At 61.8% G+C, this 25223-nt stretch carries 19 protein-coding genes, 1 tRNA gene and 1 pseudogene; 15 read left to right on the top strand and 6 right to left on the bottom strand.

Annotation, left to right across the window (positions count from 1 at the left end):
* Positions 1-232 precede the first annotated feature (232 nt).
* Positions 233-1507 carry a threonine ammonia-lyase IlvA gene (ilvA, locus tag E2A64_RS08065; protein WP_133283860.1) on the bottom strand — a complete coding sequence of 425 codons (1275 nt, stop codon included), beginning with the start codon at positions 1505-1507 and terminating at the stop codon, positions 233-235.
* A 73-nt stretch (positions 1508-1580) separates the two neighbouring features.
* Here ilvA and E2A64_RS08060 point away from each other — a divergent pair, with 73 nt between their 5' ends.
* Together E2A64_RS08060 and E2A64_RS08055 are read left to right on the top strand one after the other, a co-directional pair.
* On the top strand, positions 1581-3038 hold the full coding sequence (locus tag E2A64_RS08060; RefSeq protein WP_428977468.1) for a TrkH family potassium uptake protein: 1458 nt from the start codon (positions 1581-1583) through the stop codon (positions 3036-3038).
* Positions 3039-3144: 106 nt separating this feature from the next.
* Positions 3145-4659, top strand: a complete 1515-nt coding sequence (locus E2A64_RS08055; RefSeq protein ID WP_133283858.1) for a methyl-accepting chemotaxis protein — start codon at positions 3145-3147, stop codon at positions 4657-4659.
* Positions 4660-4665: 6 nt separating this feature from the next.
* Here the strand turns inward: E2A64_RS08055 and E2A64_RS08050 are convergent, their stop codons facing one another.
* Entirely contained in the window at positions 4666-5538 is an 873-nt protein-coding gene (locus E2A64_RS08050) for a LysR family transcriptional regulator (RefSeq protein WP_133283857.1), read from the bottom strand.
* Between the two features lie 109 nt (positions 5539-5647).
* Here E2A64_RS08050 and E2A64_RS08045 point away from each other — a divergent pair, with 109 nt between their 5' ends.
* From E2A64_RS08045 to E2A64_RS08035, 3 genes are all read left to right on the top strand, one after another.
* On the top strand, positions 5648-6988 hold the full coding sequence (locus tag E2A64_RS08045; protein ID WP_133283856.1) for an aspartate aminotransferase family protein: 1341 nt from the start codon (positions 5648-5650) through the stop codon (positions 6986-6988).
* Between the two features lie 224 nt (positions 6989-7212).
* Positions 7213-7297 (top strand) — tRNA-Leu (locus tag E2A64_RS08040).
* Between the two features lie 17 nt (positions 7298-7314).
* Entirely contained in the window at positions 7315-7884 is a 570-nt protein-coding gene (locus E2A64_RS08035) for a hypothetical protein (protein ID WP_133283855.1), read from the top strand.
* A gap of 677 nt (positions 7885-8561) precedes the next feature.
* On the opposite strand, the gene E2A64_RS08030 is transcribed toward E2A64_RS08035, so the two are convergent.
* Together E2A64_RS08030 and wrbA are read right to left on the bottom strand one after the other, a co-directional pair.
* Entirely contained in the window at positions 8562-8771 is a 210-nt protein-coding gene (locus tag E2A64_RS08030; protein ID WP_133283854.1) for a cold-shock protein, read from the bottom strand.
* Positions 8772-9206: 435 nt separating this feature from the next.
* Positions 9207-9806: an NAD(P)H:quinone oxidoreductase type IV gene (wrbA, locus tag E2A64_RS08025; protein WP_133283853.1), complete on the bottom strand. Its 600-nt coding sequence runs from the start codon at positions 9804-9806 to the stop codon at positions 9207-9209.
* A 227-nt stretch (positions 9807-10033) separates the two neighbouring features.
* On the opposite strand from wrbA, the gene E2A64_RS08020 reads away from it, so the two are divergent.
* The 5 genes from E2A64_RS08020 (at position 10034) to E2A64_RS08000 (ending at position 17518) form a co-directional block, all read left to right on the top strand.
* A complete protein-coding gene (locus E2A64_RS08020; RefSeq protein ID WP_428977467.1) occupies positions 10034-10792 on the top strand; it encodes a competence/damage-inducible protein A in 759 nt (252 codons plus the stop codon).
* Between the two features lie 107 nt (positions 10793-10899).
* A complete protein-coding gene (locus E2A64_RS08015) occupies positions 10900-11742 on the top strand; it encodes a universal stress protein (RefSeq protein WP_133283851.1) in 843 nt (280 codons plus the stop codon).
* Positions 11743-11936: 194 nt separating this feature from the next.
* Positions 11937-12434 carry a xanthine phosphoribosyltransferase gene (gene gpt / locus E2A64_RS08010; protein WP_133283850.1) on the top strand — a complete coding sequence of 166 codons (498 nt, stop codon included), beginning with the start codon at positions 11937-11939 and terminating at the stop codon, positions 12432-12434.
* Between the two features lie 101 nt (positions 12435-12535).
* Positions 12536-13051 (top strand): NUDIX hydrolase, encoded by a 516-nt coding sequence (locus E2A64_RS08005; protein ID WP_158285719.1) that lies wholly within the window; start codon positions 12536-12538, stop codon positions 13049-13051.
* A 660-nt stretch (positions 13052-13711) separates the two neighbouring features.
* Positions 13712-17518, top strand: coding sequence for a vitamin B12-dependent ribonucleotide reductase (locus E2A64_RS08000; protein WP_133283848.1), 3807 nt, complete (start codon positions 13712-13714; stop codon positions 17516-17518).
* Positions 17519-18020: 502 nt separating this feature from the next.
* On the opposite strand, the gene E2A64_RS07995 is transcribed toward E2A64_RS08000, so the two are convergent.
* Positions 18021-18332, bottom strand: a complete 312-nt coding sequence (locus tag E2A64_RS07995) for a GIY-YIG nuclease family protein (protein ID WP_133283847.1) — start codon at positions 18330-18332, stop codon at positions 18021-18023.
* Positions 18333-18725: 393 nt separating this feature from the next.
* Here E2A64_RS07995 and E2A64_RS18145 point away from each other — a divergent pair.
* From E2A64_RS18145 to E2A64_RS07970, 5 genes and pseudogenes are all read left to right on the top strand, one after another.
* A pseudogene (locus E2A64_RS18145) lies at positions 18726-19130 on the top strand (BrnT family toxin); the annotation flags it as partial.
* 84 nt (positions 19131-19214) lie between these two features.
* Positions 19215-19502: a helix-turn-helix domain-containing protein gene (locus E2A64_RS07985; protein WP_133283846.1), complete on the top strand. Its 288-nt coding sequence runs from the start codon at positions 19215-19217 to the stop codon at positions 19500-19502.
* 296 nt (positions 19503-19798) lie between these two features.
* The gene (locus tag E2A64_RS07980; RefSeq protein ID WP_133283845.1) at positions 19799-21580 is read left to right on the top strand and encodes a hypothetical protein; all 1782 of its coding nucleotides are present in this window, start codon (positions 19799-19801) and stop codon (positions 21578-21580) included.
* 80 nt (positions 21581-21660) lie between these two features.
* Positions 21661-21879 carry an alkylphosphonate utilization protein gene (locus tag E2A64_RS07975; RefSeq protein WP_133283844.1) on the top strand — a complete coding sequence of 73 codons (219 nt, stop codon included), beginning with the start codon at positions 21661-21663 and terminating at the stop codon, positions 21877-21879.
* A 192-nt stretch (positions 21880-22071) separates the two neighbouring features.
* A complete protein-coding gene (locus tag E2A64_RS07970; RefSeq protein WP_133283843.1) occupies positions 22072-23622 on the top strand; it encodes a sensor histidine kinase in 1551 nt (516 codons plus the stop codon).
* Between the two features lie 2 nt (positions 23623-23624).
* On the opposite strand, the gene E2A64_RS07965 is transcribed toward E2A64_RS07970, so the two are convergent.
* Entirely contained in the window at positions 23625-24827 is a 1203-nt protein-coding gene (locus E2A64_RS07965) for an APC family permease (RefSeq protein WP_133283842.1), read from the bottom strand.
* Positions 24828-25223 lie beyond the last annotated feature (396 nt).

Here is a 25223-nt window from a genome sequence, read left to right as displayed (position 1 = left end):
TCGGAGCGAATTTGTGCGGATGCGCGAAGCGAGGCCGCAGGAAGGCTGAAGCCTTTCAAGGCCTAGCGACAAAGCAGCCCGTGCAAATTCGTACGATCCGAAGGACGCCTGATCTGGCTGCGGTCTGCCGCGTCAAAGTCCTCGACCGGGGCGATGGCCCCGCTCTTCGGACTTTTCCTCGCATATCTTGCCATCTCAAGCGCCATTCCAGTCACATTGACAGGTCCTGACCCTAGATGATCAGGTTGGCGAGGATCTCGTTTTCGGTGATGTCCTCGTAACCGAGACCGGCCTCATCGAAGGAGCGCATCAGGCGCGGAAAGTTCTCCGGCGACCTGGTCTCGATGCCGATGAGGATCGAGCCGAAATTGCGCGCGGTCTTCTTCAGGTATTCGAAACGGGAGATATCGTCCTCCGGCCCCAGCAGCTCGAGAAAATCGCGAAGCGCGCCGGGACGCTGCGGCAGCCGGAGAATGAAGTATTTCTTCAGCCCCGCATAGCGCATGGCGCGTTCCTTGACGTCGGGCAGCCGTTCGAAATCGAAATTGCCGCCCGAGACCATGACGATGACGGACTTGCCCTCGATATCTGCTTTCGGAAGCGTGTCGAGCACGGTCAGCGCCAGCGCGCCCGCCGGCTCCAGCACGATGCCTTCGGTGTTCAGGATCTCGCTGATGGTCACGCAGATTGCATTTTCGGGCGGCGTGATCACCTGGCTTGCCGGGAAATGCCTGAGAAGATCGAAATTGATCGCGCCGATCTCGGCCACCGAGGCTCCATCGACGAAATTGTCGACCTTGGCCAGCTTCACCCGCTTGCCGGCCCTGAGGCTCTCGGCAAGGCTCGCCGCCCCGGCGGGTTCGGCGAAGAGGAATGCGCTGTCGTCGAGATCGTCCTCGAAATAGCGCGTGATCCCCGCGGCCAGCCCGCCCCCGCCGACCGGCAGGATGACGAGATCCGGCGTCTCGCCCTTAGGCAGTTGCGCGGCGATTTCGGCTGCGACGGTCGCCTGGCCCTGGATGATGTCGAGATGATCGAAGGGTGGCGCCATCAGCGCCTCGTTGTCGCGCGCATAGGCGAGCGCGGCGCCGTAGGCTGCGTCGAACGTATCGCCGATCAGGCGGATTTCGATGAACTCGCCCCCGAAGGTGCGGGTCTTGTCGATCTTCTGCTGCGGCGTGGTGACCGGCATGAAGACCACCCCCTTGCGGCCGAAATGGCGGCACACATAGGCAAAACCCTGCGCGTGATTGCCGGCGGAGGCGCAGACGAATGTCTCGGGACCGCCATCGGCCTCGATCGCCTTGCGAATGAAATTGAACGCGCCGCGGATCTTGTAGGAGCGCACCGGCGAGAGATCCTCGCGCTTGAGCCAGACACGGGCGCCGTAGCGGTTCGACAAATGATCGTTGAGCTGCAGCGGCGTTGCGGCAAACAAATCACGCATTGTCGCGAGTGCCGCGTCCACCTGTGTGTGAAAACCATCGGGCGATTGAGTTTTGTCCATGGGCGGTCTATTGCATGGGGATTGCCGAAAGCCAACCGGAAACGGGGGGCGCGGCGGGATGACGAGGCATGGCGTGAACGGCCAGACATTTCGATCCGCGATCTTCATCGCCGCCATCTTCGGGCTCTATCTCGCCACCGCCATGCTGGTGCCGGCGATGGTGGATCTCTATTATTCCAATGACGACTGGAAGGTCTTCGCGCTGTCGGCCTTCTTCATCGGTGCGGGAAGCCTGGCAGCCGCAATGTCGACACGCGGTAATCCGGCCCCCTTCTCCAAGCGGCTCGGCTTCCTGGTGGTCAACTTCCTCTGGATGACACTGTCCATTTGCGGCGCCATCCCGCTCTATCTCTCCTCGCTCGGCATCGGCTTCGTGGACGCGCTCTTCGAGAGCGTGTCGGCGGTCACCACCACCGGCTCCACCGTCATCAGCGGGCTCGATCATCTCGCGCCCGGCATTCTGATCTGGCGTTCGCTGCTGCAGTGGATCGGCGGCATCGGTATCGTGGCGCTGGGACTTCTCGTCCTGCCGTTCCTGCGGGTCGGCGGATTTTCCTATTTCCGGATGGAATCCTCTGACACCAACGAAAAGCCGTTTGCGCGTTTCGCGGTCTTCGTGCGCGCCTTCTTCGCCATCTATTTCGGGCTGACGGCCACCTGCGCGGTCCTGTACGGCACTTTCGGCATGGGCCTGTTCGATGCGGTCAACCATGCCATGACCACGATGGCGACCGGCGGGTTCTCGACCCGCGACGCATCCTTCGGCGCCTTCGCGCAGTCCCTGCCGCTGCTCTGGACGTCGACGATCTTCATGACGATCGCCGGCATGCCGTTTTCGGTGCTCATTCTCTTCATGGCGCGCGGCCGGCTCGACGCGCTGAGGGACCCGCAGATCATCGCCTATCTGGTGATCATCGCCTGCGCCACGCTTATGATCACCATCTATCTCCGCCTCGGCAACGAAGAGAGCTTCGGCTACGCGATCTCTCACGCGGCCTTCAACATCGTCTCGATCATCACCACCACGGGCTATGCGTCCGCCGACTACACCCAGTGGGGACCGTTCATGGTGGCGATCGCCTTCTTCCTGACATTCCTGGGCGGCTGTTCGGGATCGACGTCAGGCGGCATCAAGACCTATCGCATCGTCATCATCTCGAGCGCCGTACGCGCAGGCGTGCGTCGCCTCATCTATCCGCACGGCATCCACAATATCCGCTACGGCACGGTGACGGTGGATCCCGAGATGGTGCGCTCCGTTTTCCTGTTCATCTGCTCCTATCTCTTCCTCTGGGTGGTCGGCGGCGTGGCGCTGGCGGCCACCGGGCTCGACCTCGAGACGTCGATTTCCGGATCGATCACGGCACTTGCGAATGTCGGCCCCGGCATCGGCGACATCATCGGCCCGGCGGGCAACTTCGCGATCCTGAGCGACCCGGCCAAGGTGATCCTCTCGATCCTCATGCTGATGGGACGTCTGGAAATTCTGGTGATGCTCGTCCTCTTCTCGCCGCTGTTCTGGCGCGACTGAGGCGCGGCAGCCCCGGCTGCACGCCAGGATTTCATCCTGCCCATACGCACAATTATCACTCCGTTAACCATCCCAATTCTACCCTGAGGAGAATTGGGAGTGAGACATGCATGCGTTGAATCGTGCCGTAAAGGCTGACGAGACGGGTTCTCCCGCCTCCTTCGAGACCAATGAAGAGTTGCATCCCGACATTGCCGATGCCCCGGACGAGGATATCGGCAAGCTGAAGCATGCTATGAACCAGATCGGTTCGAGCATCGGCGAACTGTCCGTCAATATCGCCGACACGTCCGGTGTCGTGGGCGATGTTTCGCAGGCTCTCGACAAACATGCGGCCGCCTTCCACGCGCTCACCGGCGACATCGACCAGATCGCCACCTCCAACACGACGGTCGCGGAAGCCTCCCGCGGCGCCATCGACGCGGCACAGGCCACGCGCGCCGGACTGGCCGAAACCACCGAGAGCATGTCGTCGATCCTCGGCAACGCCGTTGCGGACATGAAGTCGATGGCGAGCAGCGCCGGCGAGGTCACCCGGGTTCTCGACGAGGTATCCGCCCAGATTCGCGAAATCCACGGCTTCTCCGAATCCATTCGCGGCATCGCCACGCAGACCCAGCTGCTTGCGGTCAATGCCGGCATCATGGCAGCCCATGCGGGGGACGCAGGCCGCGGCTTCGCGGTCGTCGCCGATGCGGTCAAGCAGCTCGCCGACAAGACCGGCAACGTCTCGCGCGACATGGTGGCCAGGCTCGAAGCCCTGCGCGGTGTCGTCACCGACCTGCAGTCGCGCAACGCCGAAAACGAAGCCGTCGCGAACACCGCCTATCAGCGCTCGACCGAGATCGACGGCGAGCTTCACAAGTTCACCGGCTTCGGCAAGACCGTCGAGGGCATGATCGGCGATATCGAGCGGATCACCGATCCGGTCGAGCACACGACACAGATCTGCGCCAGGGTGCTCTCGAAGGTCTCCGAACTCGACCGCGACGTCAGTCAGTCGAGCGCGCAACTGACAAGCGCCTCGCAACGCATCGACAAGCTGGTCGGCTTTTCGGAAGACGTCATCGGCCTTGTCGCGGCGAGCGGCATCGAGACCGAGGACACGCCGCTCATTCGCCGCTGCATCGAGGCGGCCGGGGAAACAGGCGCCTTGTTCGAAAACGCCATCGACAGCGGCCTGTGCCGTCTCGACGACCTCTTCGACGAAAACTACGTTCCGATCGCGGGCACCAATCCGCAACAGGTGACGACGCGCTTCTCGCGGCTGACAGACAGGCTGATGCCCCCGATCCAGGAAGGCATGCTCGATTTCGACCCGCGCGTGACCTTCTGCGCGGCCGTCGACCGCAACGGCTATCTGCCGACCCACAACAGGATCTATTCGCACCCGCAGAGCGACGACCCGGTCTGGAACGCCGCCAACTGCCGCCATCGGCGCATCTTCAACGACCGCACCGGACTGGCTGCGGGCCGCAGCACCCGCCCCTTCCTGCTCCAGACCTACCGGCGCGACATGGGTGGCGGCAATTTCGCCCTGATGAAGGACCTCTCGGCCCCCATCCACGTGAAGGGCCGCCACTGGGGCGGCCTCAGGATCGGGTTCAAGATCGCCCTGTAAGGCGCCCTATACCGCTGCGCCGTCACCCGAGGGCAATAGCCTGGCAATGTGATCGCCGAAAGCGCGGGCGGCGGGGGAACGCCCCGTCTCCGCATAGGCGACCCTGATCCCGAGCCGCGGCAGAACCGGCAGCGGAGCGCCCAGGACATGGAGATCGGGCGGCACGGAATTCTCCGTCATCACACTGACCGCGAGGCCCGAGCGGGTGACCGCCACCAGACCCGCATGGCTGTTGCTGGCATAGGCGATCCGGTAACGCAGGCCGGCGCGTTCCATCGCATCGCAGGCCGCGCGGTGATCGAGCGTGTTGGACGCAGTCAGCGCCAGCGGCAGCGGTTCGGCGAAACGGCCGGCTTCCAGGGACCGCTGCGACCCCACCCAGACCAGAGCTTCGGAGGACACGATGTCGTCGGCATCGGTCAGGTCACGGGTGGAAACCAGCGCCAGATCCACCTGTTTGGACTGCAGCAGCCGTCTCAACTGGTCCGTCGATGCGGCCACCACGCGGATCTCCACTTCCGGATGTGCCTTGCCGAAGCCTTCCAGAAGCGGCGGAAAATGCGAGACGAGATAATCTTCCGGGCAGCCGAAGACGATCGACCCCGAAAGCGTCGTGCCGCTGAAGGCCGAAACCGCCTCCTCCGACAGGGTGAGGATGCGCTCGGCGTAAGCCAGGAAACGTTCGCCGCTTCCCGTCAGCCGCACGCCGCTGCCCGCGCGATGCAGGAGGTCCTGCCCCACCAGCTGTTCGAGCCGCCGCATCTGCATCGTCACCGCCGACTGGGTGCGCCCGACCTGAACGGCGGCGGCGCTGAGGGAGCCGAGCCGCGCGGCCTGCACGAATGTGGCGAGAAGTCTGGGATCGAGCTGCGGTTTCATATCAATTTTCCTGATATCTGAAACAGAGAACTATCAATTTTTCACGCAAAGCTCCAGCGGCTATTCTCCATCCAGCAACCACTCGCTTCTTTTCAAAGGAGACCGTTCGATGTCGAAGAACAATGACGCTGCATTCTGGGCTTCCGCCGACAGGCATCTGATCCGCTATGCGGGCGGCGGCGCCTTCGAGCCCGCCATCATCGAGCGGGCCAAGGGCTCCTATGTCTACGACGCAGACCACCGGCCCATCCTCGACTTCACCTCGGGCCAGATGAGCGCCCTCGTCGGCCATTCGCATCCCAGGATCGTCGAAACCGTCCAGCGGCAGATGGAAAAGGCGGCGCATCTTTTCTCGGGCATGCTCTCGCGCCCGGTGGTCGAACTGGCCGAGCGCCTTGCCGCCCTCGCGCCGGGGCTCGAAAAAGTGCTGCTCCTGTCAACCGGGGGCGAATCCAACGAGGCGGCCATCCGCATGGCCAAGCTGATCACCGGCAAGCACGAGGTCGTCGCCTTTTCGCGGTCCTGGCACGGCATGACGGGGGCCGCGGCATCCGCCACCTATTCGGCAGGGCGCAAGGGCTACGGCCCGGCCACGGTCGGCTCGCTCGCCATCCCGACGCCGAACGCCTTCCGTCCGCGCTTCAAGAACGCGGACGGCTCGCTCGACTGGCGCACCGAGATCGACGACGCCTTCGCGCTGATCGACAGCCAGTCGACGGGCAGCCTGGCCGCCTTCATAGCCGAGCCGATCCTGTCGAGCGGCGGCATGCTGGAACTGCCGCACGGCTATCTCGCGGCGCTGAAGCAGAAATGCCGCGAGCGCGGCATGCTCCTCATCCTCGACGAGGCGCAGACCGGCATCGGCCGCACCGGAAAGATGTTTGCGCATGAGCGCGAGGGCGTGCAGCCCGACATCCTCACACTGTCGAAGACCATCGGCGCCGGCCTGCCGCTCTCCGCCGTCATGACCACGCCGGAAATCGAGGCGGAAGCGCATGCCCGGGGCTATCTCTTCCTGACCACGCACGCATCCGACCCCCTGCCCGCCGCCGTCGGAACCGCAGTTCTCGATATCGTCGAGGAAGAAGGCCTCGTCGAACGCTCGGCCCTGATGGGCAAGCGGCTGTTCGACGGATTGTCGGCGCTCAAGGCGGAGCACGAATGCGTCGGCGACGTGCGCGGACGCGGGCTGTTTCTCGGCGTGGAGATCATCCGCGACGCCGAAAGCCGCCAGCCCGATCACGAATTGGGCTCGAAGATCTCCGAGGAAGCGTTCCGCCGCGGGCTGAACATGAACATCGTCAAGCTGCCCGGCATGGGCGGCGTCTTCCGCATCGCTCCGCCGCTGACCATCTCGGAAGAAGAGATCGATCAGGGCGTAAACATTCTGGCCGACTCGATCGCGGCGGTGACGGGAAAGGGACGGAGACAGGCTGCGAATGTGGCGTGAGGGATGCGCTCTGGTGCGGACGACGGGAATCGAACCCGTATGACCAAAGGCCGAGGGATTTTAAGTCCGATCAGAATTTAGCGTTTGTGGGGTTTTAAGTGTGATCTAGTGACAGCGCCGACACAGTTTGGCACAGCTTTGGCACAGTCATCTCTCCCCAATTATGTGTGAAATTTGGGTCTAGGTTTGCAAAGCGGGCGAGAGTCAGTAAACCAGTATGCCGCGCGGGCGTGATGGAATTGGTAGACATACCGGACTTAAAATTCGGAAGCTTTGGCTGTGCGGGTTCGAGTCCCGCCGCCCGCACCATTTGAGGGGAAGCCGGTTTGAAGTTTCAACTGCTCCTAAGTGGCCGCATTCCCTCGGGCAACAAATCCGTTAATCCGGATTTTGCCAAACGTATCAGACTTCAGATCCACGACCAATTGCAAAGCCTTTGGCAATCCCTTCCGCTGTCCGAATATTCGAAGTGGAAAGATTACGATGAATATAGCGATGTTAGTTGGGAGGGGTGTTGCGTCTTTCCCATCCTCGACGTTCGACACATTGCACTAATAAACTCTCGTAATTTTGCTGCGGCGCGGCTCGATATTCACTTTTATGACCCTGAAGGCGGCCTCAACCTCAAGAGCGAAGTTGTTGACGTCGACAATAGATTAAAAGTCTTATTTGACGCACTTCAAATACCCCAAAACAATCGGCACATACCTGACGGTATCGAGAGACTTCATACTCTACTGGAAAATGATCGATTTATCTGGGATGTTTCAGTGCAGCGCCACCGCCTGCTCCGAAAAATTGAAGACAGTGATTTTTTCACGCAAATAATAGTAGAATTTATACCTCAAAGAGTCGTAATCGGCAATTTGTCTCTATTTGGAGTTGAGGCACACTAGCCCCACCACCTAATTGTCGGCATCTCCGTTACCAGATTCACTTCTGGCAACGGAACTGATTTTTATCCCATTGAAAAAACTGGCTTTTCCAGAACACATCGTCACATCCGGCAAGATTTTCCGGATTTGTCGTAGAGATCGCGAACGAGTTTTCGTCAGATGCCAAAAGGATTGAGTGCCAAAAACGCAGATAACGTTGCTTTAGCTGACTTAAAATACAGGTAAGCCATTGTTTTTATTATGGCTAGACGACTCTGGTGGATACAGAATGTTTTAAGTCCCTTGCGTCTACCAATTCCGCCACGTCCGCACGGAGACGACCGGTAGCCGAGCGGCGCGCCGGGATCAAGCCTTGCCAGACCGAACTTCCCCGCGCCCGATCAGATATGCAGGCTCGAGAGCACGATATAGGCGAGGCCGAGACCGATCGCGGCGACGACCAGAAAGAGGATCCAGGCCATCGGTTCCGCTGTAATGTGTCTGAAGAATCTCATTGGACATCGTCCTTCATGATGAAATTCGTCCGGCCGCTCCGTCGGCAGCCTTCATGACCGCATGTTCCGGGCTGTGGGCTGCCGCAAAAAGCAAAAAGGCCGGGCTGTTGCCCCGGCCTTTCCAAACGCCTCGAAGATACCGTGCCAGTACATCCGTGGTCACGGATCAGAAGCGCCATATCGTTACGCTGCCCGCAGGTTCTCTGCAGAACTGCGACCGCTGCGCTGGTCTTCAACGATCTCGAAGCTGACCTTCTGGCCTTCCACAAGAGTGTTCAGGTCGGAGCGCTCGATAGCGCTTGCATGGACGAATACGTCGGACCCGCCACCTTCCTGCTCGATGAATCCAAAACCCTTGGCGGTGTTGAAGAACTTTACTGTTCCAGTAGTCATGTCGATTTCCTTTCAATCGTCCATAGAAAATCCGTTGCTGCGTAACGCACGCAACAATCGGGTCAATCGATTTGAGAGAGGAAGATCGCAGTTGGCGCCAGTGGAGCCAGAGACAAAGTTCGAAAAACAAATTCGATGGACTTTACATATGTCATACCAGCATCGCGCACAAGGGCAGAAAAACTTTTAAATTATTTTGCAGATTTCAGGGCGACAAAGAAAAAGCGGTCCGCGATATATCTCACGGACCGCTTCGTTCAGGTGTCGTCGCCGGAACTGGAGAGACCGACGACTACGCCCGTCAGGAGTGCCCGATCGGGGCCCTTGTGACGACGAGAGTGGTCTGGCGCCCTCGCCGCTCGCATCACCCGGTCATATCGGACTGCCTGGAACGACCGGCTCGTGCAGTTGTCCGGAGCTTTCAGGCCGGAGCCGTCAGCCGTGCAGCTTGATGGCGATCTCGGCGGTGCGCTTACCCTGGAACTTCGCGCCTTCCAGCTCCTGCTCAGAGGGCATGCGCGAACCGTCACCGTCGGACATGGTCGTCATGCCGTAGGGCGCGCCGCCGCGCACCTTGTCGACGCCCATCTGGCCCTGATAGGCGTAGGAGAGCGGAACGATGATCATGCCGTGGTGCTGAAGCAGGGACTGTGTGGATACCAGCGCCAGTTCCTGGCCGCCGTGCTGGGTGGCGGTCGAGGCCATGACCGAGGCAACCTTGTCAATAAGCTTGCCCTGCGCCCACAGACCGCCGGTCTGGTCGAAGAAATTCTTCATCTGCGAGGCCATCATGCCGTAGCGCGTCGAAGCGACGATGATGAAGGCGTCATAGTCGGCAAGTTCGGCCGGGGTGGCGACTTCGCCGACCTTGTCCATCTTGTAGCCGGCGGCCTTCTGCTGCTCTTCGGTCAGGAGTTCGGGGATCTGCTTGATGGTCACGTCGGCCCCGGCTTCCTTGGCGCCTTCGGCGGCGGCTTTCGCCATGGCTTCCATGTGGCCGTAGCTGGAATAGTAGAGAACGAGCAGCTTGGTCATTTCAAATCTCCAGTGTGTCATTTCGTGTCTCCGGCGCCCGCGGGCAACCGGCCTGTGACGGGAAGATATGCCACCACCGACCGATTGACAGCGACGGAATGCTTGACTGACTGTTCACAGCGGCCTCGACGGCAGGCGCGCACATATCCGCGGCTAGGCGTTGACATTTTCACGGCCGGGCTTGCCAATGCGGCGCCCGACCTCCATGTCTGAGGTCTCGAAAGGACCTGCCGATGGACAAACCAGCCCCAGTCACTGCCGCCATGCTCGCGATCGGCGACGAATTGTTGTCCGGGCGCACGAAGGACAAGAATATCGGGCATCTGGCGGAGCTGCTGACGGCAGCCGGGATCGAGCTCAGGGAAGTCCGCATCGTCGGCGACGAGGAGGATCACATCGTCTCCGCGCTCAATGCGCTGAGGCAAGGCTACGACTACGTCTTCACCTCGGGCGGAATCGGTCCAACCCATGACGACATCACGGCGGACGCGGTTTCGCGCGCATTCGGCGTACCCTGCCTTTACGACGACAAGGCCATGGCACTGATGGCAGCGCATTATCAGAAGCGCGGCGTCGAGTTCACCGAGGCGCGCAAGCGCATGGCGCGGATGCCGCAGGGGGCCGAGCACATCGACAATCCGGTCTCCGTGGCGCCGGGCTTCGTGATCGGCAATGTTCATGTGATGGCCGGCGTGCCCTCGGTTTTCCAGGCAATGCTGGACAATGTGATGCCGACGCTGCGCAAGGGCCGGCAGGTTCTTTCGCGCTCCATCGGCTGCCCGCTTCCCGAAGGCGATATCGGCGAACCCCTGCGCGCGGTGGCGCAGGCCAACACCGCTGTGTCCATCGGCTCCTATCCCCGGTTCACCGATACGGGCTTTGCCAACGAGATCGTGGTGCGCGGAACCGAGCAGAGCGACGTCGATGCAGCCATCGAGGCGGTTCAGGCGATGATCGACGATCTGGTGGCCAGACGCGCCGGCTGATCCGCGGCGATCACAACTTCGCTCCGATTGACCCTGATCAAGGCTTTCGGTCGCCGAAAGGTTTCCTATCGGGCCAGTTCCTCTCGCCCCGTGAATGGAGACCTTCCATGACCTACAAGACCGTTCTTGCCGTTCTCTCCTGCCCCGCCGATGTCGATCCGGTGCTCAAGGCCGCGCTCAACCTGCCTGCCGGACGTGACATTCACCTCGTCGGCTGCCATGGCGAACCGTCGCAGTTCGTGATGATGGCAGCGCCCATCGACATGCCGGACGCTGCCACGCTGAACGCGCTCTACGAGGAAGCCGACAGGCGCATGTCGGCGGTTGCCGATGCCTTCACGAAGGCCTGCGAGCGCGAGGGCATCTCGTTCGAATGGCGCAGCCTGCGCACGCCCGGCGGCGACAGCGCGGCCTCGGCGCTGTCTTCAGCGCGCACGGCCGACATCGTGATCGCGCGTCAGGCCGACCCTGCCAGGGACAATGCGCCGGCCACGGATTTCGAGACGATGCTGTTCGAGGGAGGACGCCCGGTCCTGATGATCGGCAGCGAGACTGAGGTGACTACGCCCGCCAAGCGCGTGCTGATCGCCTGGGACGGTTCGCGCGAGGCCGCGCGCGCGGTCCAGGATGCCCTGCCCCTGCTGAAGGCTGCCGAAGAGGTACAGGTGGTGGTGGTCGATCCCGACAAGCTTGCCGATATCGACAGTGCGCTTCCGGGCGCGCAGATCGCCACCAGCCTCGACCGCCACGGCATCCGCGTGAACGTGGAGACGGTCGGCAGCGGCATCCGCTCGACAGCGCAGGTCATCGAGGCGCATGTGAAGGCGACCAACGCCGATCTACTGGTCATGGGCGCCTATGGTCACCCGCGGCTGCGCGAATGGCTCTTCGGCGGGGTGACCCGATCGATAATGGGCAAGGTGCCTGTGCCGACCCTGCTGTCGCGCTAAGACTTTCAGGGATGACGAAAAGGGGCCGTTCGCGGCCCCCTTTGCCTCGCACGCCTTTTTATCCCCAGAACACAATGCTCCCCGGCTTGCCCTTGAGGGCCTTGCGCGGATAATCGACAGCGCATAACGGGTGCCGCTCGATATTGCGCAGCCTTGCGCACCTGCAAACGCCCGACACTTGCGAGGAGCCCATCATGTCGATGCCGGAAAAAGCCTTTCCCGTTTCCTGGGACCAGTTTCACCGCGACGCCCGTGCGCTGTCCTGGCGCCTGAGCGGCACCGGCGAAACCTGGAACGCGATCGTCTGCATCACCCGCGGCGGCCTCGTTCCCGCAGCCATCCTGGCGCGTGAGCTCAATATCAAGCGCATCGACACGGTGTGTGTGGCCTCCTATCACGACTACACCACGCAAGGTGAGATGCAGATCCTCAAGGATGTCCACCCCGACATCCTCGAAACCGAGGGCGAAGGCGTGCTGATCGTCGACGATCTGACCGATACCGGCAAGACCGCAGGCATCGTGCGCGCCATGCTGCCCAAGGGCCATTTCGCGACCGTCTATGCGAAACCGAAGGGGCGGCCGCTGGTGGATACCTTCGTCACCGAAGTCAGCCAGGACACGTGGATCTATTTTCCCTGGGACATGGGCTTTACCTACCAGGAGCCGATCTCGAACGGCCACAAGGGCTGAGCGCCGGGCCGCCAGGCCCCCTGCCCGTTGCGATTGACGCAAGCTTGATTGTGACATGGTATGGTCCGACCATGAAACATGGACAATCAGCGAGTCGTGCCATGAACGCCTTCGACCGCATCTTTTCGATTCTCGATCATTTCCGCCCCATCGGCGCGGGAAAGGTGCGCCCGCATGTCGAGATCGAGGAACGCGAGCCGGGCGCCCGTCAGGCGGCGGCCCTCGTGATGCGCGAACGCAAGGGGCGTCGCGAGATTCTCCTGATCACCAGCCGGGATACCGGTCGCTGGATCGTGCCCAAGGGCTGGATCGAGGACGACGAGGACGGCGCCACCGCCGCGGAACGCGAGGCCTGGGAAGAAGCCGGCGTCATCAGCACCGCCATCGGCAAGTCGCTCGGCAGCTATGAATATCTCAAGCTCCGCCCGAAGAACGGCGATATCGTGTGCAATGTCGATGTCCATCTGATGCAGCTCGAGGAAGAACGCGGCCGCTGGCCCGAACGCAAGCAGCGCAAGCGCAAGTGGGTGCATCTGTCCGAGGCCCTCACGTCGATCGAGGAGCCCGGCCTCGTCGATCTTTTGCGCACGACCCGGCTTTTTTCCGCAGCCGCCTGACCCCTCCGCTCGAAGCCTCGTCCTGGCACAAGAGCTTGTGGGCGGGCCGCGCCCTGGCACGCCTGACGCGCCGGAGCTGTCAATCATGAATTTCGTCGGCAAAAATATCCACCGCGAAAAGGTTAACGCGTAAACGCCTGACAGGGCTTGAATTTCCGCTCCTCCCCGGCGCGCAGGGCTTCCCGAAAAAGGGAAAAAATCTTCACGGCGTCCCCATTTTCCACACCCTCCCCGCACAATATGTTGTATTCAAAAATCCGTCACAAACTACCCCTTGACGCTTGGCGCCGAGTCGATGCTTATAGGGTCAAGGTCGCTGAGCGGCGAGGTCGGGACGGCAAGAGTTGAGTTCCGGATCCGGCCAAATCCTTAAATTCGAGGGCATGAAGCACTGGTTTCGCCGCAGAACGCGGCTCGCCGGTTTGTGGGGTGTCTTGGCCTCGGATCAGGCGGCCTTGTGGGGAAAAAGCGCTGGAAGAAACTTTTTGTTAACACTATATTTAGTGTTTCCGGCGATCATAGACACTAGATAAGGGGCTTCGGGGGACCGAAATAACCTTCACGAGTTGAGTTGAGCTGGCCGGGAAATGACTTTCGGCTTGTGGGGACAATTGCGCCGTCTGAAAGACAGGTCGGCGATACTGCGACATAGAGGTAGAGATGCACATCGACAGGCAATTCACGACCGAGGGCCAATCCGCCTATGCGTCGATCCCGTTCCGCAAGGCGACGAGCGAGATCCGCAATCCGGACGGTTCGATTGTGTTCAAGCTCGAAAATATCGATGTCCCGCAGCAGTTCAGCCAGGTGGCGGCCGACATTCTGGCGCAGAAATATTTCCGCAAGGCAGGCGTGCCCGCGGCCCTGAAGAAGGTCGAGGAAAACGACGTTCCGTCATGGCTGTGGCGTTCGGTTCCCGATGACAAGGCCCTTGCCAAGCTGCCCGAAGATCAGCGTTTCGGCCCCGAGACCGATGCCCGCCAGGTCTTCGACCGTCTTGCCGGCACCTGGACCTATTGGGGCTGGAAGGGCGGCTATTTCGACGGCGAGGAAGATGCCCGCGCCTTCATGGACGAGCTTGCCTACATGCTCGCCACCCAGCGCGTCGCGCCGAATTCCCCGCAATGGTTCAACACCGGCCTGCACTGGGCCTATGGCATCGACGGCCCGGGCCAGGGCCACTTCTATGTCGACCCCTTCTCCGGCAAGCTCAAAAAGTCCGATTCCGCATACGAACACCCCCAGCCGCATGCCTGCTTCATCCAGTCCGTGGGTGACGATCTCGTCAACGAGGGCGGCATCATGGACCTCTGGGTGCGCGAAGCGCGCCTGTTCAAATACGGCTCGGGCACCGGCTCGAACTTCTCCTATCTGCGCGGCGAAGGCGAAAAGCTTTCGGGCGGCGGCAAGTCGTCGGGCCTGATGAGCTTCCTCAAGATCGGCGACCGCGCCGCCGGCGCCATCAAGTCGGGCGGCACCACCCGCCGCGCGGCCAAGATGGTGGTGGTCGACATCGACCACCCGGATATCGAGGAATACATCAACTGGAAGGTCAAGGAAGAGCAGAAGGTGGCGGCCCTCGTCACCGGCTCGAAGGTTGTCGCCAAACACCTCAAGGCCATCATGAAGGCCTGCATCAATTGCGAGGCCGACAACGACGCCTGCTTCGACCCCAAGCAGAACCCTGCCCTCAAGCGCGAAGTCCGCGCCGCCAAGAAGGCGCAGGTTCCGGAAAACTACATCAAGCGCGTTATCCAGTTCGCTCACCAGGGCTACAAGGATATCGAGTTCAAGACCTATGACACCGACTGGGATTCGGAAGCCTATCTGACGGTTTCGGGCCAGAACTCCAACAACTCGGTCTCCATCAAGGACGACTTCCTGCGCGCCGTGGAAGCCGACGCCGACTGGTACCTGACCGCCCGCAAGGACGGCAAGGTGATGAAGACCCTGAAGGCCCGCGACCTGTGGGAAAGCATCTCCTATGCCGCCTGGGCCTCGGCCGATCCGGGCCTGCACTTCAACACCACGATGAACGACTGGCACACCTGCCCGGCGGCCGGCCCGATCCGCGCCTCCAATCCGTGCTCGGAATACATGTTCCTCGACGACACCGCCTGCAACCTGGCTTCGCTGAACCTTCTGCGCTTCAAGGATGCCGAGACCAAGCGGATCGACATCGCGGCCTACGAACATGCCGTGCGTCTGTGGACCATCGTTCTCGAAGTCTCGGTGATGATGGCGCAGTTCCCGTCCCGTGAAATTGCGGAACTGTCCTACAAGTACCGCACGCTGGGCCTCGGCTACGCCAATATCGGCGGCCTGCTGATGACCTCGGGCATTCCGTACGACTCCGCCGAAGGCCGCGCCATCTGCGGCGCGCTGACCGCCATCATGACCGGCGTCTCCTACGCCACCAGCGCCGAAATGGCCGGTGAGCTCGGCCCCTTCCCGGGCTACAAGGAAAACGCCAAGAACATGCTGCGCGTGATCCGCAACCACCGCCTGGCCGCCCATGGCGAGGCGACCGGTTACGAAGGCCTGTCGGTCAACCCGGTGCCGCTCGTCCATGGCGAATGCCCGGACCAGGACCTCATCACCCACGCCAAGGCGGCATGGGACAAGGCGCTCAAGCTCGGTGAGAAGAACGGCTACCGCAACGCCCAGTCGACCGTCATCGCGCCCACCGGCACGATCGGCCTCGTCATGGATTGCGACACGACCGGCATCGAGCCCGACTTCGCGCTGGTGAAGTTCAAGAAGCTCGCCGGCGGCGGCTACTTCAAGATCATCAACCAGGCGGTGCCGGAAGCACTCCGCACGCTCGGTTACTCGGAAAGCCAGATCGCCGAGATCGAAGCCTATGCGGTCGGTCACGGCAACCTCAACCAGGCGCCCGCGATCAACCCGGGTTCGCTCAAGGCCAAGGGGCTGACCGACGAGAAGATCGAGGCGCTCAACGGCGCGCTCAAGAGCGCCTTCGACATCAAGTTCGCCTTCAACAAGTGGACGCTGGGCGAAGAGTTCTGCAGGGACGTCCTCGGCTTCACCGACGAGCAGCTCAACGACTTCACCTTCGAGATGCTGCCGGCACTGGGCTTCTCCAAGAAGGATATCGAGGCTGCCAACATCCACATCTGCGGTGCGATGACGCTCGAAGGCGCGCCCCACCTGAAGACCGAGCACTACCCGGTCTTCGACTGCGCCAATCCGTGCGGCAAGATCGGCAAGCGCTACCTGTCGGTCGACAGCCACATCCGCATGATGGCGGCCGCCCAGCCCTTCATCTCGGGCGCGATCTCGAAGACCATCAACATGGCCAACGAGGCGACCGTCGAAGACTGCAAGAACGCCTACATGCTGTCCTGGAAGCTGGGTCTGAAGGCCAACGCGCTCTATCGCGACGGCTCGAAGCTCTCCCAACCGCTCAACGCCTCGCTGATCGAGGACGAGGAGGACGAGGACGACGCACTGGAAGCCCTGCTCGAGCAGCCGATGGCCGCCCGTGCGGTGGAAGTCACCGAGCGCATCGTCGAGCGGGTGGTCGAAAAGGTGATCCGCGAGCAGGAAAAACTGCCCGCCCGCCGCAAGGGTTACACCCAGAAGGCCAAGATCGGCGGTCACACCATCTTCCTCAGGACCGGCGAGTATGATGACGGCCGCCTGGGCGAAATCTTCCTCGACATGAACAAGGAGGGCTCCGCCCTTCGCGCCTTCATCAACAACTTCGCGATCTCGGTGTCGCTGGGTCTGCAGTACGGCGTTCCGCTCGAGGAATATGTCGACGCCTTCACCTTCACCAAGTTCGAGCCGGCCGGCATGGTTCTCGGCAACGACGCGATCAAGAACGCCACGTCGATCCTCGACTACGTGTTCCGCGAACTGGCGATCTCCTATCTGGGCCGCCACGACCTCGCGCATGTCGACCAGTCCGATTTCGGCGCCACCGCACTCGGCAAGGGCATGAAGGAAGGCAAGGCCGACCTCTTCTCCAAGGGTCTGACCCGTGGCTACAAGCCGACGCTGGTTTCCAGCCAGGCAGGCAGCGGCGAGCCCAAGGGATCGGCGGCCAACCAGCCGATCAAGGGCGGCAAGCTCACCAACGTGACCGCGCTCGCAACCGCAACGGCCCGCAAGATCGAGGCGATCGCCGAGGTGGACGAGGACGAGGCCCGCGCCTTCAAGCGCGACTATGAAGAGCGTGCCGCCGAACTCGCCGAGGAAGTGGCTGCCGAGGAACTGCGCGAAACCAACGCGCTGTTCACCGAGCAGGCCGCCAACGACGCGGCCCAGGCCAAGTCCGAGACGAAGACGGACGCCAAGAAGATCGAGGCCGAGCGCCGCCTCCAGTCGATCGCCCAGGGCTATACCGGCAACATGTGCTCGGAGTGCCAGAACTTCACGATGGTGCGCAACGGCACCTGCGAGAAGTGCGACACGTGTGGCTCGACGAGCGGCTGCAGCTGATCGGCTGAAAGCCTGATGAAATACAGAAGGCCGCCTCTCGGGGCGGCCTTCTTGTTTGCGCTTCGTATCTCGAGTGTACGGGTACGCAACATCACGGTATGGATGCCCGGATCAAATCCGGGCATGACGAAGGTGAAGGGATCGCACGACAGCCGAGGTCGTTGTTGCTGAGCGTCAAAGTTGATCGTTTCCGGTCACTCTCCGGGCAAGAGACGTGCGCTGCGAAGAAGAGCGTCGTTGAAACGCCACTCGCAGGACTAACAGGACGAAGGCCTTCAGTCGGCATTCACCGTCGGAGCAGTTGCAGCAACCACGACTTGAAGAGGCAGCCAAGATCCCTCCTCATCGTCATGCCCGGACTTGATCCGGGCATCCACACCGTGATCCCGCCTCACGGGGTGCGCCCTCGCCCGAGCTCACAGATCGGCACTAAGAGACCGAGCAAATGCCCCTCTTTCGTCATGCCCGGACTTGATCCGGGCATCCATACCGCGATCTCCCGTCATGGCACGCAGCCGCGAGCGGGATACCACCCGATCCCGCGCATCAGATCGAACCAGTCTGGGTTCTCCCGCTCGATCAGTTCCACCTTCCACTGCCGGGGCCAACCCTTGATGGTCCGTTCCAGCTGGATGGCGTCGCGGATATCGAAGTGTTCCTCATGCCAGACGAGCCGCTGGACCGCGTATTTGCCAGTGAAAACCGAGCCATCGCCTGACTGGTGTTCGTCCACCCGGCGCGGAAGATCGTTGGTGACGCCGGTATGGATCGTCCCGCCCCTGCGCGACGCAATCATGTAGACGAAGCGGACCATGACGGGAGGCCCTCGATGGTTCGCAATCAGAAAGATTGATCACGGTATGGATGCCCGGATCAAGTCCGGGCATGACGAAGGTGAAGGGATCGCACGGCAGCCGAGGTCGTTGTTGCTGAGCGTCAAAGTTGATCGTTTCCGGTCACTCTCCGGGCAAGAGACGTGCGCTGCGAAGAAGAGCGTCGTTGAAACGCCACTCGCAGGACTAACAGGACGAAGGCCTTCAGTCGGCATTCACCGTCGGAGCAGTTGCAGCAACCACGACTTGAAGAGGCAGCCAAGATCCCTCCTCATCGTCATGCCCGGACTTGATCCGGGCATCCACACCGTGATCCCGCCTCACGGGGTGCGCCCTCGCCCGAGCTCACAGATCGGCACTAAGAGACCGAGCAAATGCCCCTCTTTCGTCATGCCCGGATCAAGTCCGGGCATGACGAAGGTGAAGGGATCGCACGGCCGCCGGTAGCCCTCCGCACGAGAAGCCCTCCCGGGTTTTGCGATCCGACGAATTCCATTTTAGATTGTCCAGGGACCATCGTTATCGCAACTACTGGATTCCAGTATATGACTATGCTAGAATTCGAATGGGATGACGACAAGGCGGTCGGCAACCTCATCAAGCACGGTATCAGTTTTGTCGACGCCCGGGATGTGTTCAACGATCCCTCGGCGATCGAAAGCGAAGACCGATCGATGCGATACAGCGAGATGCGATGGCGCATCATAGGAATGGGCGAGGGTCGCATCATCACCGTGGTCTATACCGAACGCGGAGACAGATCCGCCTCATCTCGGCCTGCAAATCAACGAAAGCAGAGCGACAGGCCTATGAACAAGCCAGCGCATGAGACGGACAGATCGGATTGGGTACGGGTTGACGCCATGACGGACATGCAAGCGGAGGCCAATGCACGCGCCGATCCCGACAATCCGCCGCTCGACACGGCGGCGCTTTCCGCCATGAGGCGGGTCCCCAGGGTCAAGGTCATCCGCCGGGCGCTGGGCCTGACGCAGCAGGCGTTCGCCGAGCGTTTCGCCATTCCGCTCGGAACATTGCGTGACTGGGAACAGGGGCGCTCCTCACCCGATGCCCCGGCGCGGGCCTATCTCAATGTCATAGCTGTCAATCCCGAAGCTGCAGCGGAAGCCATCCGCAAAGGCGCGACATAAACCTGCTCTGCCCCTTTTGGGGAAATTTCACCACGGGCGACAAAGGGGATAGCCCTCCGCAGATAGCGGCACCTGCCGCGTCTCCCTCCGTCCGGCAAGTCGGACATCTCACCGGCGGGGGAGAGAGGGAGTGCAGTTCTCACACATCGCATTTCAGCGGACCCTCTGGAACTTGTCCCCTGCGACACCTCCGCCGACTTGTCGCGCGGATCTTTTGGCGCGCCTCCCATCCTATGCATTAAGCATGCCGCATATTAGTCGTTGATCAGAAACGGCACGAATGCTGTGAAGGGGGGATGAAACAGGGAATCGGGCAAGGCGGGCACTGGAACATGATGGCGGCAGACAGCAATACGCTCCGTGCGGCAGGCGCGGGGCTTCTCTTTCTCGGCTGCGTCATCGCGCTTCTCTGCCTTCTGGCTTTGCCGTTTACGGCTGCCATCGGTCCGTTCTACTGGGACACGCTCATCTACTATGACGCAACGGCGCGCATCGCGTCCGGCCAGATCCCGACCATCGACTTTCTCGCGCCCGTCGGCCCCTTGAGCTACTGGCTGTTTTACGCGCTGCACGAGCTCTTTCCGGATGGCCAGGGCGTCTATCTTGCGACCTGGTCCATCCTCCTGGTCTCGGCCCCCGCCATGGCGCCGGTCATCTGCGACGCGGCACGCAAGAGCGGGCTGGTGGCAATGGCGCTGGCGGTGCCGTTCCTCGTCTTTTCCGCCCTGCCCTTCAATGTCGAACAGTTCTACCCCTATCCCGGCGTCGATGGTTATGGAATCTATAACCGCCATATAAGCCAGCTTCTCTATGTCGTGGTGGCAGCCCTGATGTTCGCCGGCAGCGCTGTGGCGCGGGTGATCTCGCTGACCATCGCGCTGGCGGCACTCTTTCTGACCAAGATCACCGGCTTTGTCATTGCGCTGCCGCTTGTGCTCCTCGCCCTGTTCGCCCGGCGGCTTCGGTTACGCGAATTATGCACCGTTGCCGCGCTCCTTGCGGCCGTGCTGGCCGGGCTCGAACTGTGGTGCGGCTTGACCAGCGCCTATGTCGCAAGCGTTGCCGAGCTCGTGGCGATGAACGAAGGCGAACTGCTCATCAACATCGCTCATGCGGGCGCCACCCATATCGCCATCCTCACGGCGCTGGGCCTTCTCCTCCTCATGCTGTTCTGGTTCGATCGCGACGACCTTGCCGAGGCATGGGACGATTTCATCGCCGGGCGCTGGGCCGCCGCTATCGGCACTGTCGCCCGGTCCACATGGATGTGGCTGCTGGCCGTGACCATTGGCGGCATGATGCTCGAAAGCCAGAACTGGGGCGGACAGGCGTTTCTGTTCATCTGGCCGGTGCTCCTGAAGGCCGCCCTCCTCGACCGTTCCGCATGGCCGGCGCGCGGTGGCGCCTTCGTCACCGTGCTCATTGCCGCGGCAACGCTTCCGACACTGGCCAATATCGGCGGCCGGGCCATCCGCACCTATGCGGCCCAAATGCAGTATGACGTGGTCCAAATCGAGGAACTCGGTCCGCTCTCGGCAATCTCCAAGCGCGACAAGATCGACCGGCGGGTCGCCCTCATCCGTGAGCAGTCGATCAGCAATCCCGACTATTTCCTGTCCTACGCCGCTGCCGGCGAACTGCCCCGGTTCACCTATTATGCAGACCCTGAATTCCAGCTCGCCTGGCTCGCCGCGATCGGCGAAGGCGTGGCGGCCATCAGGACCTATGAAGCCCGCAACGACGTGCGGTTCGAGACGATCCTGAGCCTGAACTTCGTCAACCCGTTTCCCTATCTGCTGGGCCGCGACGCAGTCCGTCACGTGACCATCGGCAAGGATCCGGCCAGAACACTTCCGCCGATCGATGCGCAGGCCAACGCTGAAATTGCCGATACCGATCTCGTGCTGTGGCCGAAATGCCCGGTCACCGTCGCAAACGCGAAAATCCGCGAGGCCTATGGCGCGCATCTGGACGACCGGGACACGGTCTCGCTTTCCCCTTGCTGGGACGGGCTGATACGGCCAGAACTGGCGCCCGACGCATCAGGATCGGAAACCGCGACGGCAAACGGTGAGTGAGCCGATTTTCGCCGCACGTCGTGTTTCCCTTCGCCCGCCCGCGCGCTACACGCGGCCCAGGACAATGAAGGAATCATCCCATGAGTGACGAAACGCGCGATTCGAACGGCGCCATCCTCAATGACGGCGACAATGTCACCGTCATCAAGGACCTCAAGGTCAAGGGCACCTCGACCACCATCAAGCGCGGCACGCTGGTCAAGGGCATCCGGCTCACCGGCGATCCCGATCTCATCGAATGCCGGGTGGAAAAGGTGAAGGGACTGGTGCTGCGCACCGAGTTTCTCAAGAAGGCCTGACCTGCCCCGGGGCCAGGGCCGGCTCGGGGCCTGACCGGCGCGGTGCGCAAACAGTTGCCGGACGCCCTTTCCTTTCGGCCAAAATGCCACATCTACAGGGTGCAAGGTGTTGCAGAACATTGATCTCGTTGTGTTTCACCGGCCGACGCGATATCGGTAGCTCTTGGCCACATCTCCGGTTGGATTTGCATTGTGACAGAGACTGATTTCCGCCCTGAACCGGCGGTTCGTTCCATCCGGAAGCTCGCATTGTTCGGGTTGTTGCTGGTCGTCATCATGGCGGTCACGATGGTGGTCATGGAATATCGCGCAGAACAGGCCAAGGCCGAGCTTCGCGCCCATACCTCGGCCCATGTCGTGGCCACCCAGTTCGAATGGCTGCTGGAAGCCAGCGCGCAGGCGCTTCGCCGCATCGAGCGCGCCGTCAACGAACGCGCGGAAAACCGCGACAGCGATGCGATCACCAACCTCAACGCGGCGGTGGAAAACCTGCCCTCCAGTTTCCAGTTCTCGGTCTATGACCGGACGGGAAAGCTGACCTACTCTTCCATCGACAACGTCCCCGGAATCAATGTCTCCGATCGCGACTATTTCGGCGAGCTTCAGCGCGGGGCGGAACTTGTCATTTCGCCGGCGCTCGTGTCGCGCCAGGACGGACGGGCGATCTTCATCATCGCGCGGCGGATCATGCGCGACGGTCGGTTTGCCGGCGTTGCCACGATCGCGGTGCCGAGCGCGGTGCTGACGAACCTGTCGGAATCCCTCAGCCTCAGCGGCGCGTCCACCGTCAGCCTGATCCGCTCGGACGGCTGGCTCATCGCCCGTTCGCCGGCGATAGCGGCGGTGGATCTGTCCAAGAGCGAGGTCTTCACCCGGCTCAAGGAAAAGTCCGACGGCTATTATCATGCCACCTCGCCCGCCGACGGGGTGTCGCGCATCGTGGGCTACTGGCGCGTCAACAACTGGCCGGTGGTCGCCCTGGCCGGCCTCGACCAGCGTGCCGTGCGCAGCGAGTTCTGGCGCGTGCTGCAGTTCTGGCTGGTGCTCGCAGCACCGGTGCTGCTGGTGCTCGGCTTCGTCGTCAACCGGCTTTTCAAGACGCTGCGCCGCGACGAGCAGAAGGCCATCGCGCTGCAGCTTGCCAATGAGCGCAACGCCTTCCTGCTGCGCGAAATCCACCACCGTGTGAAAAACAACCTGCAGACTGTCATGTCGCTGATCCGGCTGCAGAAAATGCCGCAGGACGACAAGGACTCGCTGCTCGGGCGCATCGCCTCGATGGTTGCGGTCCATCAGGAGATGTATTCGACCGACCGGTTCGAGAATGTCGAGGTCGCGGCCTATCTCAGAAAGCTCGTCGAAGAGATATCCCAGGCCTATGGACGCGAGGTGGATGTCGCCTTCTCCGCAGATCCGGTGCATTTGTCCGGAGACCGCGCGATGCAGCTCGGGCTTCTCTATAATGAACTCATTTCCAATGCCTTCAAGCATGCCTGGAGCGAAGGCTCCCAGGCCCATCTCGACATCTCGCTGACCGAGGACGAGAACGGGATGGCCGAGCTGATTGTCGCCGACAACGGCCGCGGCTTCGTCGAGACCGGGCAGAAGAAGAACATGGGCTCGCGGCTCATCGTCGCCTTCGTCTCGCAGCTCGGCGGCGAGATGGAGACGGTCAACGACAACGGCACGAAGGTCATCGTCCGCTTCCCGGTCGAACAGCCGGGCCCCGAACCGGTCGAATAAACCTACTCGACGGGCGTGCCGAGGATCGCCATGGCGATGCCGAGGACGGCGAGACCGGCGAAGGCCGCGATGCGCATCGTTCCCCCTTCCCTGCGCCGTGCGGTGAAGGCCGCAAGTGCGGCCTGCACACCGTAATAGGCCGCGAAGGCGCGCGAGGCATAGGCGATGATCTCGAAAATGTCGGCGAGCCATGTCAGCCCCAGGCCGACGGCGACGAGAACGAGATAGGCGTGACGCGGCTCGAGCCTCCTGCCGCTCAATTCGGAGATCAGACCGCCAGAACCGCCCGTATCGGCGATTGCCGCCGAAAACTGAGCGCTCAATGCGGCCACCACGAGAAGGATCGGCAGCGACACGGCGACGATGCGCATCATGTCGATGATCTCGGTCTCCTCGAGCTTTCCGGCCACGGGCGGAAAGGCGTAGGTCAGAAGCACGATGTAGAGGAGATAGATCGCGGTCGAGAGCCATTGCGCCACCCGCATCGAACGGATGCGGGTTTGTGCGTCATAGATATTGCCGAGATAGCGCGATGTCTCGAAGCCCTGGACGGTCACGATGAGGCCGAACCCCAGGGTGATCGCCTGCCAGCCGGTAACCGTGGCGGGCGCCAGCACGATATCGCCGCTCGACACCTGACCGGCGCCATACCAGGCAAGCCCCGCCAGGAGGCCGGCGATGATGGCCAGCTTGAGACCGACGGAAACGCGTTCCAGGCCTTCAAGCGCCTTGAACCCCCTGAACCAGCCGACCGCCAGGACAAGCAGGAAGACCGAAGACGTTACCAGCCGCGCGGCAAGGTCGCCGGCAAAGGGCGTGAGATCGACGGCAAAGGCGCCGAAGAGATTGAGATAGTAGGCCACCGAAATGAAATAGGCGAAAGCCAGCACCCAGGATGCCAGATCGTCCATCCGCTCCTCGAGCATCGGGCGGCTACCGGTCTGGCGTTCGATCGACGCGATATTATAGCGGACCGCCCAGCCGAAGGCGTAGGCGACGGCGCACAGCCCGGCCATCGCAAGCGGGGCGTAGCGACCGAACGAGACATCGAGGATCGGCCCCAGAACCAGAAAGCCGCTGCCGATGATGGACGCCAGCGGTGTTGTCGTCGCCTGCCAGAGCCTGGCGCCGGACAATCGCGGCCAAACGAGTATGGCTCCCACGATCAGCGTGGCGGCAAGGACGAAGATGTCGATGGATGTCATGGAATTCCGGCCGGTTGGCGAAGGCAGAAGGATGTGGACCAAGCCTATATATGGCCGTCAGCGAAAGCCAACCCCAAGCCGAACATCCGTTTGCGCCTCCATGACATTGCGACACGATGCGCGACGCAGACGCGAACAATGTCTATCGCGGCCAGACCCATAGTGTTTCTGGGAACTGAATTGGCCTCCCCCCAGCAGACAGATACAGGCCCCGGATGCATCTCACTGCGATCCACAACATGATCAACCAAGTTATATTTGTAAGCGGGATGAACCACATATCTAGCTGCCTGTGCTGGATGGGCGTATCTGCCGGCACCAATGAAATCAAAGCAACAGCTACGAGAGCTAAAGCGAACAAGCCGATCAGGGCAAGCGAAGTCGTCCTGTACTGAA

It is taken from the genome of Pseudohoeflea suaedae, from assembly GCF_004354915.1.
In the GTDB taxonomy this organism is placed as follows: Bacteria; Pseudomonadota; Alphaproteobacteria; order Rhizobiales; family Rhizobiaceae; genus Pseudohoeflea; species Pseudohoeflea suaedae.
Note: the sequence above shows the minus strand (reverse complement) of the source record. Positions and strands in the feature narration are given on the sequence as shown.